We start from the raw sequence: 17,332 nt of genomic DNA, 5'->3' as shown, positions 1-17,332 counted from the left end.
GCGAGAGGGAAACGCCCGGTCACATTCCGAACCCGGAAGCTAAGCCTCTCAGCGCCGATGGTACTGCAAGGGGGACCTTGTGGGAGAGTAGGACACCGCCGGACTCAACGTGAAGATGTGGCCACCGGCCCTCCATCGGACTCCTGGGACTCGTTCCCAGGATGCCGATAGGGCCGGTGGCCATTTCTGTTTAACCCAGTGCGCCGTCGCGCCATGTGTGCGGATCCATCCGGCACGTGGTGGACTGAGCGTGGACAACGACACAGTGAACCGTCTCCGGTACGACCTCCGGATGAACGTACGAGGAGCCATGGTGGCCGACAGCCCCGAAGACGAAGCCCGCGACGACCGGCGCAACCGACGCGACGGAACCTCCCGCTCGAGCAGTGGTCGAGCAGGTGACGGTTCCGCTGGGGCACCCGGTTCTGGCGCTGGTCCTCGATCAGGGGCTGACGGTCGGCGCGGTCGATCGGGTGACGACCGGGGCACCGCATCGTGGCGTGATGCCGGACACCGGCGGGAGAACGGTGAGCGGCGTGACGTCGTGCGCCCCGACGGCGATCGTGGTCCCCGAGGAGGCCGGAGCGCTGAGCGCGGCGGGTACGTGCGGGGACCCCGGGAGTTCGAGCGTCGCGACGATCGGGGAGGCAGTTCGTACCGAGGGGGACCGCGAGACGGCAACGGCCGGGGTGTCGAGGGTGGACCTCGAGGATCCGGCCGTGCCGACGGTGATCGTCCTGGGCGCCTTCAACGTCCTTCCGAGGGGGAGCGTCCGCGCCGCGACGGGCGGGACTTCCGGGCGAACGGCACCCGTACGGACCGCCAGGGATGGCGCGACGACCGCGGGCGCGGACAAGGCGGTGCGAGGCCCGATCATGGCGGCGTCGGTCGGGGTGCGGCGGGGCGAGATGGTGGCCGGGCCTCCCGTCCGGCAGACGGCGGCCGCCGTCCGTACGGCGACGACCGCACACGCTCCGGCGACGACCGACGTGCCCGGAGCGACGAGGGCCGGCGCTTCGGCGACGACCGCCGGACGCGCGGTGACGACCGCCGACCGTACGGCGACGATCGGCGTGAACGGCGCGATGACCGCGGACCTGCCGGGGCCGGCCGTCGTGCTGGTTCCGATGGCGGCCGTTCGGGCGGAGCCAGCCGCGGGCAGGGTCCGCGCGACGGTCGACCGTACGGCGATCGTGACGACCGGGCGCGCGGCCAGGACGGGCGCGCCGGGGGTCGCGAACGTGCGCGCTTCGGTGACCGCTCCCGGTCTGCAGGCGCTCGCTTCGGGGAGGGGTCGCGGGACGCCTTCGTCGACCGCGATCCGTTCGGTACTCGGTCCATCCGTCCGCGTCACGATGACCCGGACGTCCCCGAGGGCATCCAGCCCCGTGATCTCGACATCCAGGCGCGCGCCGAGCTGAAGACGCTGAGCAAGGACAACTCGGACTGGGTCGCGAAGCACCTCGTGGCCGCAGCACTTCTCATCGACGACGACCCGGAACTCGCGCACGCGCACGCGGTCAGCGCCGGACGTCGGGCTGGACGCGTCGCCGTGGTCCGCGAGACCCTGGCGATCACGTCCTACCGACTGGGTGACTTCGCGTCTGCCCTCCGGGAACTCCGGACCTACCGCCGTATCTCGGGGCGCAACGACCAGCTTCCGATGATGGTCGACTGCGAGCGCGGACTCGGCCGTCCGGAGCGCGCACTCGAGTTGGGACGGTCCGTCGACCGTGCGGCACTCGACGTGCCCGTGCAGGTGGAACTCGCGATCGCGATGTCCGGAGCCCGACTCGACCTGGGGAATCCCACAGCGGCGCTTGCCGAGTTGGAGATTCCACAGCTGGACCCGGCGACGGCCTACAGCTGGTCGCCGTCGCTCTACAGTGCTTACGCGGCGACGCTCGAAGAGCTCGGCCGCCAAGACGAGGCCGACGAATGGTGGGCCCGTGTCGATCGTGCTACCGCGGCGCTCGCCGAGGCTGCGGATGAGGATGCTTGGGAGACGGTGGATGTGGTCGAGGAAGCGATCGACGGAGCGGACGACGAGCGAGGCGAGGACGACGGGCTTGCCCCCGTCGACTCCGGGCGAGCCGATGGCAGTGGGAGCGACGACGGGGAAGCACCCAGCGATGGACTCGTCGAGCGCGGAGACGGCGTCACCGGTGACGACGGCATCGACGAAGGGCCAGACGTCGCCGGCGTCATCGAGTCGGATGACATCGACGACGAAGCGTTCGAGATCGACGAAGCCGACCCAATCGACGTCGACGGATCCGGAGCAGACCGCTGATCGGTCTGGATCGAAACCGATCGCGGGCGCGGTCGATGTGCACGACGATGGGTCCGGATCGGCGCGCACCGACTCGGCTGACGCAGCTCGTCCGCCCTTGGACGGCATCGACCTCGTCCTGACGGACCTCGACGGGGTCGTGTACCGCGGCGCCGCGGCGATCCCGCACGCGGTCGAGGCACTCACCGCGGCGTCGGCCACGGCCCGCGTCGGCTACATCACGAACAACGCGTCCCGGCGCCCGGCTGACGTCGCCGAGCACCTGCGTGGCTATGGCCTCGAGGTCGGAGCGGACGACGTCGTCACCTCGTCGCAGGCCGGCGTCCGGCTCCTGTCGACGCTCGTGCCAGCGGGGGCGACGATCCTCGTCATCGGTGGAGTCGGGTTGACGAGCATCGTCGAGGCCGGGGGCTTCCGGGTGACGGACTCCGCCGACGACGAGCCAGCGGCCGTGATCCAGGGGTTCTCACCGGATCTCGGGTGGCGACAACTCGCCGAGGCGTCGTTCGCCCTGGCCCGGGACATCCCCTGGGTGGCGACGAACATGGACTGGTCGATCCCGGTCGAGCGCGGCATCGCCCCGGGCAACGGCACACTCGTGGCGGCGGTGCACAACGCGGTGGGACGCATGCCCGTCGTCGCGGGCAAGCCAGAACGGGCGATCTTCGAGACGGCGGTCGAGCGGTTCGGGGGAACGCAGCGACTGTTCATCGGCGACCGGCTCGACACGGACATCAAGGGTGCCAACGACGCCGGTATCCCGAGCGTCCTCGTGCTCACCGGCATCGACCGAGCGAAGCAGGTCCTCGCCGCGGATGAGCGATCGCGGCCGACGTGGGTCCTCGGTGACCTCCGCGGTCTCGCCGAGCCGTACCCAGTGACGCACCGCGAAACCGACCGCGACGGAGCGCGCATCGTGCGGGTCGGTGGGGCACGCGTGAGGATGCAGGCACACGTCGTTCGCGTCGAGGAGCGCGGCGACGACCCCCTCGACCTCCTGCGGGCAGGGGCGACCGCGATCTGGGAATCGGGGCTCGCGATCTACGGTCTCGACGTCGATCCGGCGCTGTACGGCGGCGAGTAGCCTGGACCGTATGGGTGAGCACGACGAGACCGGAGGGGACGCATTGATCTCCCGAGTCCGGCTCATCGAGGACCAGCCGCTCCCCGAGCGCGCCGACGCCTTCGCGCAGCTCCATGACGAGCTCCGCACGCGTCTCGAGGGTGGTGGCAGCGCGAGTGCGTGACGGGCGGCCCGCCGCGGGTGCTCGGACCGCTGGTGACGCCGATGCCGGTGTGCACGCTGGTTCTGGTTCTGGTTCCGGTGCTGCTACCGGTGCCGTCGAGCGTTCGGTGCGGCTCGACGCGCTGCTCGCCGAGCGGGGACTCGTGCGGTCCCGGACCGCCGCCGTGAAGCTGGTGCAGGCGGGCCGGGTCGTGGTCGACGGCATCACCGCGGTGAAGCCGTCGTCGCCGGTGCGCCCCGACGCCACGCTCGCGGTCGAACCGGACGACGACTGGGTGTCGCGGGCGGCGCACAAGCTGGTCGCGGCGCTCGACGCCTTCGAGGTGGACCCGGCGGGCAGGGTGGCGCTCGACGTCGGGGCATCGACCGGCGGCTTCACGCAGGTGCTCCTCGAGCGAGGAGCGTCCCGGGTCATCGCGCTCGACGTCGGTCACGGGCAGCTCGACCCCCGCGTGGCGTCGGACCGTCGCGTCGTTGTCGTCGAGGGGATGAACGCCAGGAACCTCGAGCCCGATGGCTTCCGCGCCCTGGATCCCCGGGCCGCGGCCACGACTCTGGTCGTCGCCGACCTGTCGTTCATCAGCCTGCGACTCGTGCTCCCGGCGCTGGCCGACGCGGTCCCGGCCGACGAACACGTCCTGCTCGTGAAACCGCAGTTCGAGGTGGGGCGGTCGGGCATCCGCGAGGGCATCGTCCACGATCCTGACCTCCGCGACGACGCCGTCATGAACGTCCTCTGGACCGCGCACGACCTGGGGTTCGGCGTAGCGGGCGTCATCGCGTCGCCGATCCTCGGTACGCACGGGAACCACGAGTTCCTCGTGCACCTGGTGCGGGGCGGCGGGACACAGCCCACGGAGTGGCGATCCCGGGTGACGGCGCTCGCAGCGAACGCCGTGCGGGGCACGACGTCCGTGCGGGGCACGACGTCCGTGCGGGGCACGACGTCCGTGCGGGGCACGACGTCCGTGCGGGGCACGATGTCAGCGCGGGACCGAACGGGTACGGACAGGAACGAGGAAACGCGATGACCGGCGAACGACACATCCTGCTCGTCTCGCACACCGGCCGGCGGGACTCGATCGACGCCGCGCTCGAGGTGTGCGACCTGCTGCACGCCGCAGGCCTCGTCCCGGTGATGCCGTTCGACGAGTACGCCGACATCCGGCGTGCCGAGGCCTCCGTGGGCCAGGTCGACATCCTCGGGGTCGACGTGCAGACGTCCGAACTCGAGATCGTGATCGTGCTCGGCGGGGACGGGACGATCCTCCGTGCGGCGGAACTGGTGCGCGACGTCAACGCGCCGATCGTCGGGGTCAATCTCGGTCACGTCGGGTTCCTCGCCGAGAGCGAGCGCGACGGGTTGGCCGAGACCGTGCAGCGTGCGCTGAGCGGCGACTACCACGTCGAGGAGCGGGTGACCCTGCAGGTCGACGTCATCCTGGGGCAGGACGTCGTCTACTCGTCCTGGGCGCTCAACGAGGCGACCGTCGAGAAGGCCGCCCGCGAGCGGATGCTCGAGGTCGTCATGGAGGTCGACGGCCGCCCCCTCTCGTCGTTCGGGTGCGACGGTGTCGTCATGTCCACCCCGACCGGGTCGACCGCGTACTCGTTCTCGGGCGGCGGTCCCATCGTGTGGCCGGACGTCGACGCGCTCCTCATGGTGCCGCTCGGGGCACACGCGCTCTTCCAACGACCCATCGTCGTCGGTCCGAACTGCACGTTGGCCGTCGAGGTCCTGCGCCGGACGGCCGGCCTGGGCGTGCTCTGGTGCGATGGACGACGCACCCACGACCTGCCTCCCGGCGCGCGCGTCGAGGTCCGGCGCTCGCCGCAGCCCGTCCGGGTCGCACGTCTCAAGGACGCGCCGTTCACCGACCGGCTCGTCGCGAAGTTCCAGCTGCCGGTCAGTGGATGGCGTGGGCCCCAGCACGACGAGGACGGATCGTGATCGACGAGATCGGGATCCGGGACCTCGGGGTGATCGGCGAGGCGACGCTGGAACTCGGCCCCGGGTTCACGGTCGTGACGGGTGAGACGGGTGCCGGCAAGACGATGATCGTGACGGCGCTCGGCCTGTTGCTCGGGGCGCGCGCCGACGCGTCGTCGGTACGGCGGGGGAGTGCGTCGGCCGTCGTCGAGGGCCGCTGGCGGATCGACGCCGACTCGCCGGTCGTCGAGCGCGTCGAGGACGCCGGCGGAGCGGTCGAGGACGGCGAGCTCATCCTGACGCGGACGGTCTCCGCCGAGGGACGCAGCCGCGCGACCGTCGGCGGACGGAGTGCGCCGGTCGCGGTACTCGGGGAACTCGCCGACCGGCTCGTCACGGTGCACGGGCAGTCCGACCAGATCCGCTTGACCTCGGCGACCGCGCAGCGCGCCGCGCTCGACGCCTTCGGCGGCTCGGCACTCCGCGACGCGCTCGCCGCGTACACCACGGCGTACGACCGCTGGCAGCAGCATGCGGGGGACCTCGAGGGCCTGACGCGCGATCGGGAGGAACGCATCCGGGAGGCGGACACGCTGCGGGCCGCGAGCGCGGAGATCGAGGCGGCCGACCCACAACCCGGCGAGGACGTCGAGCTCACGGAACGCGCCGAGCGGCTCGGCAACCTCGAGGAGCTCCGCCTCTCCGCCGGCCTGGCCCACGAGGCGCTCTCGAGCGAGGCGCTCGACGGCACACCCGACGTGGTCGGGCTGGTCGAGGCGGCGCGCCGCGCGGTCGAACGGGTGGTCGGCTTCGACGCGGAACTCGCGCCGATCCTCGACCAGCTCACCGACATCGGGTACCAGGTCGGCGAGGCGGCGTCGACGTTGTCGAGCTACCTCGGCTCGCTCGACGGCGATGCCGCGCACGACCTCGAACTCGTCAACGAGCGACGGGCCGTGCTCGCCGCGCTCGTCCGGAAGTACGGGGACGACGTCGACGACGTCATCGCGTTCGGGCGGCGGGCGTCCGACCGTCTGCTCGAACTCGACGGGGACGACGACCGCATCGTGGCGCTCGAGGCCGCGGTGGAGTCGGACCTCGCCGTGCTCGAGGAGACGGCGACCGCCCTCACCGCCGCACGGACGACCGCGGCCGAGGACCTCGCCGCACGGGTGACCGACGAGCTGGCGTCGCTCGCGATGTCCGGGGCTCGACTCGTCGTCGAGGTGACGGATGCCGGTGAGTACCGGCAGGCCGGACGGGACCAGGTCGCGATCCTGCTGCAGCCGCACTCGGGATCCGACCCGCGGCCGATCGGCCGGGGTGCGTCCGGCGGCGAGCTGTCCCGCGTGATGCTCGCGATCGAGGTCGTGATGGCCGGCACGACCACCGTGCCGACGTTCGTCTTCGACGAGGTCGACGCCGGGGTCGGGGGAGCGGCGGCGATCGAGATCGGACGCCGCCTGGCCCGCCTCGCGCGGACGACCCAGGTCGTCGTGGTCACGCACCTCGCGCAGGTGGCGGCCTTCGCCACGAACCACCTGCGGGTCGTCAAGGACGCTTCGGGTGCCGTCACCTCGAGCAGCGTCCAGCGCCTGCAGGGTGAGGACCGACTGCAGGAGATGGCGCGGTTGTTGTCCGGACTCGACGAGAGCGAGAGCGGTATCGAGCACGCGCGCGAACTGCTGCAGATGGCGGCGGCGAGCGTCTGAGGCGGGCGGCGGTCGGGCCTCCCGGCATCCTGCGGGCGCCGCGCGGACCGGACGAGCGCTCCATCGGCGTCGCGTCCCGGGGCGTGGCGCCGCGACACACCCGGACCGCCGCCGGCACCGCCCGCCGCTCCGGGCGGCATCGACGGGGTGACGCCCCGTGCCATACAATGGAAGCCCGTGGCGGACATCTTCAGCGGCGGTACTCGATCCTCTTCTCCTGACCAGCCCTCCAAGGTCACGAAGCACATCTTCGTCACCGGTGGCGTGGTCTCCTCGCTCGGCAAGGGCCTCACCGCCGCGAGCCTCGGCAACCTCCTCACCGCGCGGGGCCTTCGCGTCGTGATGCAGAAGCTCGACCCGTACCTCAACGTCGACCCGGGCACCATGAACCCGTTCCAACACGGCGAGGTCTTCGTCACCGACGACGGTGCCGAGACGGACCTCGACATCGGCCACTACGAGCGGTTCCTCGACATCAACCTGTCGCAGTCCGCGAACGTCACGACGGGGCAGGTCTACTCGTCGGTCATCGCCAAGGAGCGCCGGGGCGAGTACCTCGGCGACACGGTGCAGGTGATCCCGCACATCACGGACGAGATCAAGCGCCGGATGCGGGAGCAGGCGAGCAACGACCCGCAGCCCGACGTGATCATCACGGAGGTCGGTGGCACCGTCGGCGACATCGAGTCGCAGCCGTTCATCGAGTCGGCCCGCCAGGTGCGACACGAGCTCGGGCGGGCGAACGTGTTCTTCGTGCACGTCTCCCTCGTGCCCTTCATGAACGCCTCGGGCGAGCAGAAGACGAAGCCGACGCAGCACTCCGTCGCCGCGCTGCGCTCGATCGGGATCCAGCCCGATGCGCTCGTGCTCCGCTCGGACCGCCCCGTGTCGGACTCGAACAAGCGGAAGATCGCGCTCATGTGCGACGTCGACGAGGGCGCGGTCGTGAACGCGGTGGACGTGCCGTCGATCTACGACATCCCGACCATGCTGCACAACCAGGGCCTCGACGCGTACATCATCGACGCGCTCGGGCTGTCCGCGGGCCCGGTCGACTGGTCGAGCTGGAACGAGGTGCTCCGCGCGGTGCACGAGCCGAAGCGCGAGGTCACCATCGGACTGGTCGGCAAGTACATCGACCTGCCGGACGCCTACCTGTCCGTCACCGAGGCGTTGCGAGCCGGCGGCTTCGCGCACAACACCAAGGTGCTGCTGAAGTGGGTCGTGTCGGACGAGTGCCAGACGCCCGAGGGTGCGGCGAAGCACCTGGGTGACGTCGACGGCATCTGTGTGCCGGGCGGTTTCGGCGTCCGCGGGATCGAGGGCAAGCTCGGTGCGCTGCGGTTCGCCCGCGAGAACGGGATCCCGACCCTCGGTCTGTGCCTCGGTCTGCAGTGCATGGTCATCGAGTACGCGCGCAACGAGGCGGGTCTGCCGCACGCGTCGTCGTCCGAGTTCGACCCGGAGACGCCGTTCCCCGTGATCGCCACCATGGCCGAGCAGGTCGACATCATCGCCGGCGGCGACCTCGGCGGGACGATGCGGCTCGGCCTGTACCCGGCCGAGCTCGGCGAGGGCACGCTCGCCCGCGACCTGTACGCCGCGGCGGAGGCATCCGAGCGACACCGTCACCGCTACGAGGTGAACAACAAGTACCGCGACCAGATCGCCGACGCAGGTCTCGTGTTCTCGGGGACGTCGCCCGACGGCACGCTGGTCGAGTACGTGGAGCTCGACCGGTCCGTGCACCCCTTCTACATCGGCACCCAGGCGCACCCGGAGCTGCGGTCGCGGCCGAACCACGCGCACCCGCTCTTCGCCGGCCTCGTCGCCGCGGCGCTGGACCGTCAGGAGGCCTCGCGACTGTTCGAGGTGCAGGAGCCGGAGACCGAGTCCGTCTGACCACCGGCGACGCGGACGGGAGGGACGGTGCCAGTCGGTACCGTCCCTCCCGTCGTCCGTCCTCCCCATGTCCGCGTCGCGCTGCGCCGTCCACTGCCGCCCCGGCGGTCGAGTGTCGTCGTCGCGGCGAGGTGCAGGATGGATGCGTGACCGAGACCGCGACGAACGACCCTGAACCCACGCCCGCTGAGACCCCGCTCGCCGACGAGCACCTGGAACCACCGCTCAAGGCGTCCGAGGTCGTGTACGAGGGCGCCGTCTGGGACATCCGGAAGGACACGGTCGACTACAACGGCGAGGACATGGTGCGCGAGTACATCGCGCACACCGGCGCCGTCGCCGTCTACGCCGAGGACGACGAAGGCCGGGTCCTCGTCATCCAGCAGTACCGGCACCCGATCCGCAAGCGGGACTGGGAGCTGCCCGCCGGGCTCCTCGACCAGCAGGGGGAGGACCCGCTCGACGCCGCGAAGCGCGAACTCGGCGAGGAAGCCGACCTCGAGGCCGACGACTGGTCGGAACTGCTCCGCTTCACCCCGTCGCCGGGCGGCAGCGACGAGGTGATCATCGTCTACCGTGCCCGCGGCGTCCGTGCCAAGGACGAGGCGTTCGAGCGCTCCTTCGAGGAGGCCGACATCGTGAAGCGGTGGGTGCCGCGCGAGGACGTCGTGCAGGGCGTGCTCGGCGGCCGGCTCGGCAACGCGATCCTGTCCCTGGCGGCGCTCGCCGTGGACCGGGTCGAGTCCCGCTGACGCGGAGGACCGAGGGCAGGGTCGGGATCGCGGGCTCGGGCCACGTCGGAGGCCCGCTCGACCTCGCGGGGTGGGTCCGCGGGGTGGGTCCGCGTCGGGCGGACCGGGACCTCGGTCGCCTAGCCTGGATGCCGTGACGACGTACGACGCTGCCGTGGGGAGCTACCTGCGCCACGTCGCCGTGGAGCGGGGACTGTCCGAGCACACGCTCGCGGCCTACCGACGAGACCTGACGGCCTTCGGACAGTGGCTGGGGTCGGACCCGGACGGGGCGGTCGTGGTCGAGGACGTCCGACGTCTCACCAAGTCGCACGTGTCCGACTTCGTCACCTCTCTGGCCACCCGGCCCGAGGGGCCGCTCGCGCCCCGGAGCATCGCCCGGATGCTGTCGTCGATCCGGTCGTTCTCGGCGTTCACCGCTGCGGAGGGCGTCCTGCCCGCGGATCCCGCCGCGTCCGTGCGACCGCCGAAGTCCCCCATGCGACTGCCGAAGGCGATCACGATCGACCAGATGGGCGCACTCCTCGCCGCCGTCGACGGAGACGATCCCGTGCAGCTCCGCGATCGCGCGTTGCTCGAACTCCTGTACGCGACGGGGGCCCGGATCTCCGAGGCGGTCGGCCTCAGCGTCGACGACGTCACGGCCCTGCCGCCCGACGATGACGACGAGGACGGGGACGAGTCGGAGATCGCCGTGGTCCGGGTGACCGGCAAGGGCAACAAGCAGCGGATCGTGCCGCTCGGCAGCTACGCGCGAGCCGCCATCGACGCCTACCTGGTCCGGGCTCGGCCGGTGTTCGCCGCGCGCGGCACGGCGACCCCCGCGCTGTTCCTCGGTGTCCGCGGGGCGCGCATGTCCCGGCAGAGTGCATGGCTGGTGATCCAGGCCGCTGCCGAACGCGCCCACCTGACCGCGCACGTCTCGCCCCACACGTTCCGGCACTCGTTCGCGACGCACCTGCTCGAAGGCGGAGCCGACGTCCGGGTCGTGCAGGAGCTGCTCGGCCACGCGTCGGTGGCGACCACGCAGATCTACACGCTCGTGACCGCCGACATGCTCCACGACGTCTACGTCACGAGCCACCCGCGGGCGCGACGACCGACAGGTGTGCACACCGGCGGCACCCGGGCCTGATCGGGCACGCGTCGCCGAGCGTGCGGCGCGGGGCGGCGTGGGGTGCGCCTCCCGGCCGCGTCGTCGGCCGCCGCTACGATTGCAGCGTGCCCACGAACCCGACGACCCAGCCCGCGATCGGTCCGACCGGGCGACCCGTTCGGACGTTCCCCGTGCCCGAAGAACTCGACGGCCACGGGCCCGCCCGCATCATCACCCTGTGCAACCAGAAGGGCGGCGTCGGCAAGACGACGACCTCGATCAACCTCGGCGCAGCGCTCGCCGAGTACGGACGCCGCGTGCTCGCCGTCGACTTCGATCCGCAGGGTGCGCTGTCGGCGGGACTCGGTGTCCGCACGCACGACGTCCCCACCGTCTACGACCTGCTCATCGGCACGGTGAAGGACCCCAACACGATCATCCAGGGCACGGGGACGCCCGGGCTCGACGTCATCCCCGCGAACATCGACCTGTCCGCAGCCGAGGTCCACCTGGTCAGCGAAGTCGCTCGCGAGCAGATCCTCGCCGGGGTCCTGCGGAAGGTCTCGCGCGACTACGACGTCATCCTCGTCGACTGCCAGCCCTCGCTCGGACTGCTCACCGTCAACGCCCTCACGGCCGCGCACGGCGTGCTCATCCCACTCGAATGCGAGTTCTTCGCGCTGCGCGGGGTGGCGCTGCTCATCGAGACCATCGACAAGGTGCGCGACCGGCTCAACCCGGCGCTCATGCTCGACGGCATCCTCGCCACCATGTACGACTCCCGGACGCTGCACTCGCGCGAGGTCATGGAGCGGGTCGTCGACGCGTTCGGCGACAAGGTGTTCGAGACCGTCATCGGGCGCACCGTGAAGTTCCCCGACGCCACGGTCTCCGCGCGACCGATCACCCAGACCGCGCCCGACCACCCCGCAGCGGCTGCGTACCGGGCGCTCGCGCGGGAACTCGTCTTCCGTGGCGCCGTCGCCTGACCCGACGCGGACGGCACCGGAGGCCCTGACCGCGTCGGCCACCGAGACCGACGGGCGCCCGGGGTTCCGGGTGACGCTGGCGAACTTCGACGGGCCGTTCGACCTGCTCCTGTCGCTCATCACCAAGCGTGAACTCGACATCACCGAGGTCGCGCTCAGCGCCGTGACCACCGAGTTCATCGCATACGTGCGGGCGGCCGAGAGCGCTGAGGAGCTCGACGAGGCGAGCGAGTTCCTGGTCGTCGCCGCCACCCTGCTCGACCTGAAGATCGCGGGGCTGCTGCCACAGGGCGAACTCGTCGACGCCGAGGACGTCGCCCTGCTCGAAGCACGCGACCTGCTGTTCGCGCGGCTGCTGCAGTACCGGGCGTTCAAGCAGGCCGCGCACTGGTTCGGGGCGCAGTGGGACACCGAGGTGCGCCGGCACGTCCGGTCCGTGCGGCTGGAGGAGCGGTTCCGGGCTCGGACCCCGGAGCTCGTCTGGACACTTTCCGTACAGGACTTCGCGGCGCTCGCGGCCGTCGCACTCGCCCCGCGGGAGATCCCGACGGTGGGGCTCGACCACCTCCACGCGCCGCTCGTCAGCATCCGCGAGCAGGCCGCGATCGTCGTGTCGATGCTCCGCAACGGCGGCGAGGTGACGTTCCGGCAACTGATCGCCGGCGTGACCGAGACGGGTATCGTGGTGGCTCGCTTCCTGGCGATCCTCGAGTTGTACCGGAACGCCTCCATCGTGTTCGAACAGCTCGAGCCCCTCGGGGAGCTCACCATCCGCTGGACCGCGGACCACTGGTCCGACGAGAGCCTCGCCAACTTGGGAGCCGACTATGACGGATGACAGCAGCGGCGGTCGTGCCGGCGGCTCCGACGAGCCCGGCGGCGCCGACGAGATCGCCGAGGCCCGCTTCGCCGAGCAGGAGCTTCGTGACGGCGAGGCAGTGGACGCCGCGAACGGCGCCGACGATGCTCGGAGTGGCGCGGCAGGCCTCGACGTGCCGATCGACCGTCAGATCGAGGCGATCCTGATGATCGCGGACGAACCCCAGACCCCGATCGCGCTCGCGACCGCGGTCGGCGCGCCCGTGCCCGCGGTCCGGCAGGCCATCGAGCGCCTCGTCCATGACTTCGACGGGGCGGACGGCGGGGTCCGCCGCGGGTTCGAACTCCGTGAGGTCGGCGGCGGTTGGCGCTTCTACGTCCGGTCCGAACTCGACCCGGTGGTGGAGCAGTTCGTGCACGCCGAACGTCCCGCCCGTCTCTCGCAAGCAGCGCTGGAGACCCTGGCGGTCGTTGCCTACAAGCAACCGATCACACGTGCTCAGATCGCGTCGATCCGCGCCGTGAACGTGGACGGTGTCGTTCGGACCCTCGTGGCTCGCGGACTCATCGCGGAGTCCTTCACCGACAGCGAGACCGGCGCGATCAACTACGTGACCACGGACCTGCTGCTCACCCAGCTCGGGATCAACACGCTCGAGGAGCTGCCGCTCATCTCGCCGCTCCTCGAGGACGGCACGGAAGGATTCGCCGATGGCCGCGCATGACGACGACCGGGACCCGAGGGGGCGGGATCGGTCCGACCGATCGAGGCCGGACCGGAACGGGCACGGCCGCGCTCGTCCCGGTGCCGGAGGCGCTGATCGTGGTCGTCCGGATCGAGACGGTCCGGATCGCGGCCGTCCCGATCGCGGCCGGCCGTACAGCGACCGTGGGCGCGGTGACGGCGCCCGTGGTGACCGGCCGATCGACGGTCGGCCGTACGGCGACCGTGGTCGCGGCGACAGCGCCCGTGGCGAGCGGCCGAACGACGGTCGGCCGTACGGCGACCGTGGTCGCGGCGACAGCGCCCGCGGTGAGCGGCCGAACGGCCAGCGTCCGTCCCGCGACCGTCCGACGGGAGGCTTCGGTTCGCGCGGCGAGGGTCGCCGTGGGGGCGGCCCCGAGCGACGTCGGGACGACCAGAGCGACCGTTCGGGTGTTCCGCGCGACGAGCGGTTCCGTGGCGGGCGACACGGCGGGGACGACTCCCGGCCGCGAGCCGGGCGTGACGATCGCCGACAGGACGACCGGGGCGGCCGCGAGCGGGACCCCCGGGCCGGCCGCGGGCAAGACCCTCGACGCGACGCGCAGCGGTCCGACCCCGCGGACTCGCGGGTGTGGCACAACGGTCGTCGGTACGTCGGCGGCACCGCGAACCCGCGGAACCAGCGCCGTGACGACGACGGACGACCGGGGCGCCGCACTCCCGCCGCCCGGCCGGACACCACCCCGCTCCGGCCCGGTGCCGTGGATGAACGAGGGCTCCCGCTCGAGGGGACGCCGGAGCGCCCCATCATCCCCGAGTGGGACGACGCGACCGGCTCGGGAACGGGGCGTGGAGGTCCGGATGGGGCGGGCCTCCCGGCCGGCGATCTGCCCCAGGGAGAGCGCCTGCAGAAGGTGATCGCGGCAGCGGGGATCGCGAGTCGGCGGGTGGCCGAGAACCTCATCGCCGAGGGACGCGTCACGGTCAACGGCGACGTCGTCGACGCTCTCGGCCGACGCGTGGACCCCGAGCACGACGAGATCGCCGTCGACGGTCTCGCGGTGCAGGTGGACACCTCGCGTCGATACGTGATGCTCAACAAACCGACGGGCGTCGTCTCGAGCATGCACGACGAGCACGGACGGCCCGACCTGTCGCAGTACGCCGACCGGTACGACGAGCGACTGTTCAACGTCGGGCGGCTCGATGCCGAGACCTCGGGCCTCCTGGTCCTCACGAACGACGGTGCGCTCGCGCACGTCCTCGCCCACCCGTCGTTCGGCGTGACCAAGACCTACATCGCGAAGGTCGAGGGCGGCGTCACGCCCGCGACGATCCAGCGCCTCATCGACGGTGTCGAACTCGAGGACGGTCCGATCGCGGCGGACAAGGCGCGGTTGCTCGAGAACGCGCGCGGGTCCTCCCTGGTCGAGATCACGTTGCACTCCGGACGGAACCGGATCGTGCGTCGCATGCTCGACGCGGTCGGTCACCCGGTCGAGGAGCTCGTGCGTCGGTCGTTCGGGCCGCTCCACCTCGGCACGCTCGGCGTGGGCCGGCAGCGTGCGTTGACGGCGCAGGAGCTCGGAGCGCTGCTCACCATCGCGCGACGGCATCGGAACCGTGGATCGGACCGCGTGGAGCGGGACCCGGAGGACTGACGCGCTGCGGCCACGACGAGCCGTCGCGTCGGGCATCGGTAGGCTCGGGTGGTGCCCGCGGTACCGGGGCGCCCCGAGCGCCGTCGTCCTCGGGCCCCTGCGTGTGATGGAGAGGACACGACCGTGACCCGAACGGATCCGTCGGCCTCGTCCGGGCCCTCCCGCACCGCCCCGACCGCCGCGCCCGAGTCCACCGGCCAGCGTCGGGTCAGCGGACAGGTCCGGATCGTCGGGACCGGGCTCCTCGGCGCCTCGATCGGACTCGCGCTCCGGCAACAGGGCGTGGACGTCGTCCTCGACGACGCCTCGCCTGCAGCGCTCGCACTCGCCGCGGACTACGGGGCCGGTCGGCTCGCGTCCGACGGTGACCGCCCTGGCCTCGTCGTCGTCGCGGTGCCACCGGACGTGACCGCGTCGGTCGTCGCACGCGAGTTGGACGCACACCCGGACGCGGTCGTCACCGACGTCTCGAGCGTCAAGGCGGGTCCGCTGGCAGCGCTCCGACAGCGCGGAGCGGACGTCAGCCGATACGTGGGATCGCACCCGATGGCGGGTCGCGAGCGCAGCGGCGCCATCGCCGCGCGCGCGGACCTGTTCATCGGACGGCCCTGGGTCATCGCGGGCCACGACGGCATCACGCATCAGCGTGCCGTGGCCGTCGAGGACCTCGCGCTGGACCTCGGCGCGACCGTCGTCGAGATGGACGTCGACACCCACGACGAGGCCGTCGCCCTGGTGTCCCACGCGCCCCAACTCGTGTCGACGCTGATGGCCTCGCAGCTGCGCAACGCCCCCGACACGTCGCTCGGTCTCGCGGGTGGCGGCGTTCGCGACGTCACCCGGGTGGCCGCGAGCGATCCCGGCCTCTGGGTCCAGATCCTCGGTGCGAACGCGCCGCGGATCCGGCCGGTGCTCGAGGCGTTCCGCGCTGAACTGGACGCCGTCATCGCCGCGCTCGCCGAGCCCGCCGCCCCGGGAGCCCCCAGGACGATCGCGGGCGCGATGGCCGCCGGCAACCTCGGCGTCGCCCGGCTGCCCGGCAAACACGGCACGACCCGGCGGTACAGCCAGGTCGTCGTGCTCATCGATGACCAGCCCGGCCAACTGGCCTGCCTGCTGACCGAGATCGGGCAGATCGGCGTCAACCTCGAGGACCTGCGCCTCGAGCACTCGCCGGGAGCGCCCATCGGCATCGTCGAGGTCTCGGTGGTACCGGAGGAAGAACAGCGGCTGCTCGACGAGCTCGAGCGCCGTGGATGGAGGATCGCAGCGGCATGGGCATGAACGGCACCGACGAAATGGGCACCGACGAGATGGGCATCGCGGCGATGGGCGACACGGCGCTCGGCGACAGCGGCGTGACCGGTGGTCCGGACGGGCCCGACGCCGGCCTCCCGACTCCGGGTGGTGCGCCCGGTCCGGCGACACCGGGCGGCGGTGCTCCCGGTGGCGGGATCAGTGACGTGCTCGGCGGCGCTCCGGACGGTCCGGCCGGCGAGCCGGGCTCGATGCGGGACCCCCTGCCCGCGGGTCTGCCGCAGGGCGCGTACGTCGCGAAGTTCGTGGTCGCCGTGGACGGTCCGGCGGGGAGCGGCAAGTCGAGCGTGTCGCGGGCGGCGGCGCGGGTGCTGGGCTTCGACTACCAGGACACGGGAGCCGCCTACCGGGCGCTCGCGTGGCACGCGCTCCGGTACGGCGTCGACCTGGACGACCCGGCAGCCGTCGTGGCGTCCTGGGACACGTTCCGCTACCAGATCGGCACCGACCCCGACGACTACTTCGTCCGCGTGGGCGACACGGACGTCACCGAGGCGATCCGGACACCCGAGGTGACCGCTGCGGTGGCGCACATCGCCAAGCTCCCGGCCGTCCGGGCCAAGCTCGTGCAGTTGTTCCGCGACGTGATGCGCCGTGCGGACGCGCCGGGGATCATCACCGAGGGGCGCGACATCACGACCGTCGTCGCGCCGGACGCCGAGGTGCGGATCCTGCTGACGGCGGACGAGTCGGTTAGAATGGCCCGACGTTCTGCTGAGGTGACGACGCAGACACCCGAGGAGACGGCCCGTGCCCTGGCGCGACGTGACCAGGCCGATGCTCGGGTCGTCGACTTCATGAACGCCGCGGACGGTGTCACCACCGTCGACTCCACCGATCTCGACTTCGACCAGACCGTGCAGGCGGTGGTCGATCTGGCCCGAGCGGCCACCACCCCACAGGACTGAC

The 17,332-nt window shown here is 71.7% G+C and carries 14 protein-coding genes, 1 rRNA gene and 1 pseudogene; all 16 read left to right on the top strand.

The features are described from left to right. Positions 1–104, top strand: a 5S ribosomal RNA gene (gene rrf, locus DEI81_RS14165); the annotation flags it as partial. 1,448 nt (positions 105–1,552) lie between these two features. Beyond that, positions 1,553–2,293 carry a M48 family metallopeptidase gene (locus tag DEI81_RS14160; RefSeq protein WP_258368756.1) on the top strand — a complete coding sequence of 247 codons (741 nt, stop codon included), beginning with the start codon at positions 1,553–1,555 and terminating at the stop codon, positions 2,291–2,293. A gap of 97 nt (positions 2,294–2,390) precedes the next feature. Next, positions 2,391–3,377, top strand: coding sequence for an HAD-IIA family hydrolase (locus tag DEI81_RS14155; RefSeq protein WP_258368755.1), 987 nt, complete (start codon positions 2,391–2,393; stop codon positions 3,375–3,377). A 10-nt stretch (positions 3,378–3,387) separates the two neighbouring features. After that, positions 3,388–3,540, top strand: coding sequence for a hypothetical protein (locus DEI81_RS16310; protein WP_181434694.1), 153 nt, complete (start codon positions 3,388–3,390; stop codon positions 3,538–3,540). 49 nt (positions 3,541–3,589) lie between these two features. Beyond that, positions 3,590–4,426, top strand: a pseudogene (locus tag DEI81_RS14150) (TlyA family RNA methyltransferase); the annotation flags it as partial. A gap of 140 nt (positions 4,427–4,566) precedes the next feature. Then, positions 4,567–5,490: an NAD kinase gene (locus DEI81_RS14145; RefSeq protein WP_111011366.1), complete on the top strand. Its 924-nt coding sequence runs from the start codon at positions 4,567–4,569 to the stop codon at positions 5,488–5,490. After that, positions 5,487–7,181 (top strand): DNA repair protein RecN, encoded by a 1,695-nt coding sequence (gene recN, locus DEI81_RS14140; RefSeq protein ID WP_111011365.1) that lies wholly within the window; start codon positions 5,487–5,489, stop codon positions 7,179–7,181. The genes DEI81_RS14145 and recN overlap by 4 nt, the downstream gene beginning before the upstream one ends. 177 nt (positions 7,182–7,358) lie before the next feature. Further along, on the top strand, positions 7,359–9,083 hold the full coding sequence (locus DEI81_RS14135) for a CTP synthase (RefSeq protein ID WP_284158620.1): 1,725 nt from the start codon (positions 7,359–7,361) through the stop codon (positions 9,081–9,083). 146 nt (positions 9,084–9,229) lie between these two features. Beyond that, entirely contained in the window at positions 9,230–9,835 is a 606-nt protein-coding gene (locus DEI81_RS14130; protein ID WP_258368754.1) for an NUDIX hydrolase, read from the top strand. A 133-nt stretch (positions 9,836–9,968) separates the two neighbouring features. Next, positions 9,969–10,970 carry a site-specific tyrosine recombinase XerD gene (locus tag DEI81_RS14125; RefSeq protein ID WP_258368753.1) on the top strand — a complete coding sequence of 334 codons (1,002 nt, stop codon included), beginning with the start codon at positions 9,969–9,971 and terminating at the stop codon, positions 10,968–10,970. Between the two features lie 86 nt (positions 10,971–11,056). Next, positions 11,057–11,920 (top strand): ParA family protein, encoded by an 864-nt coding sequence (locus DEI81_RS14120; protein ID WP_111011364.1) that lies wholly within the window; start codon positions 11,057–11,059, stop codon positions 11,918–11,920. Continuing rightward, a complete protein-coding gene (locus DEI81_RS14115) occupies positions 11,904–12,758 on the top strand; it encodes a ScpA family protein (protein ID WP_111011363.1) in 855 nt (284 codons plus the stop codon). The genes DEI81_RS14120 and DEI81_RS14115 overlap by 17 nt, the downstream gene beginning before the upstream one ends. Beyond that, a complete protein-coding gene (gene scpB, locus DEI81_RS14110; protein ID WP_111011362.1) occupies positions 12,748–13,464 on the top strand; it encodes an SMC-Scp complex subunit ScpB in 717 nt (238 codons plus the stop codon). Before DEI81_RS14115 ends, scpB begins: the two co-directional genes overlap by 11 nt. Before the next feature lie 868 nt (positions 13,465–14,332). Continuing rightward, positions 14,333–15,106, top strand: coding sequence for a pseudouridine synthase (locus tag DEI81_RS16625; protein WP_111011377.1), 774 nt, complete (start codon positions 14,333–14,335; stop codon positions 15,104–15,106). 123 nt (positions 15,107–15,229) lie between these two features. Further along, positions 15,230–16,390, top strand: coding sequence for a prephenate dehydrogenase (locus tag DEI81_RS14095; protein WP_111011360.1), 1,161 nt, complete (start codon positions 15,230–15,232; stop codon positions 16,388–16,390). A 224-nt stretch (positions 16,391–16,614) separates the two neighbouring features. Then, a complete protein-coding gene (cmk, locus tag DEI81_RS14090; RefSeq protein WP_111011376.1) occupies positions 16,615–17,331 on the top strand; it encodes a (d)CMP kinase in 717 nt (238 codons plus the stop codon). Position 17,332 lies beyond the last annotated feature (1 nt).

The sequence above is a fragment of the Curtobacterium sp. MCBD17_013 genome, from assembly GCF_003234565.1.
GTDB lineage: Bacteria > Actinomycetota > Actinomycetes > Actinomycetales > Microbacteriaceae > Curtobacterium.
Note: the sequence above shows the minus strand (reverse complement) of the source record. Positions and strands in the feature narration are given on the sequence as shown.

What these genes read in the sequence shown, in the direction of transcription:
- DEI81_RS16310 (WP_181434694.1), top strand. Translation starts at nt 3,388, where the DNA reads ATGGGTGAGCACGACGAGACCGGAGGGGACGCATTGATCTCCCGAGTC.
- DEI81_RS14145 (WP_111011366.1), top strand. Translation starts at nt 4,567, where the DNA reads ATGACCGGCGAACGACACATCCTGCTCGTCTCGCACACCGGCCGGCGG.
- scpB (WP_111011362.1), top strand. Translation starts at nt 12,748, where the DNA reads ATGACGGATGACAGCAGCGGCGGTCGTGCCGGCGGCTCCGACGAGCCC.
- cmk (WP_111011376.1), top strand. Translation starts at nt 16,615, where the DNA reads ATGCGGGACCCCCTGCCCGCGGGTCTGCCGCAGGGCGCGTACGTCGCG.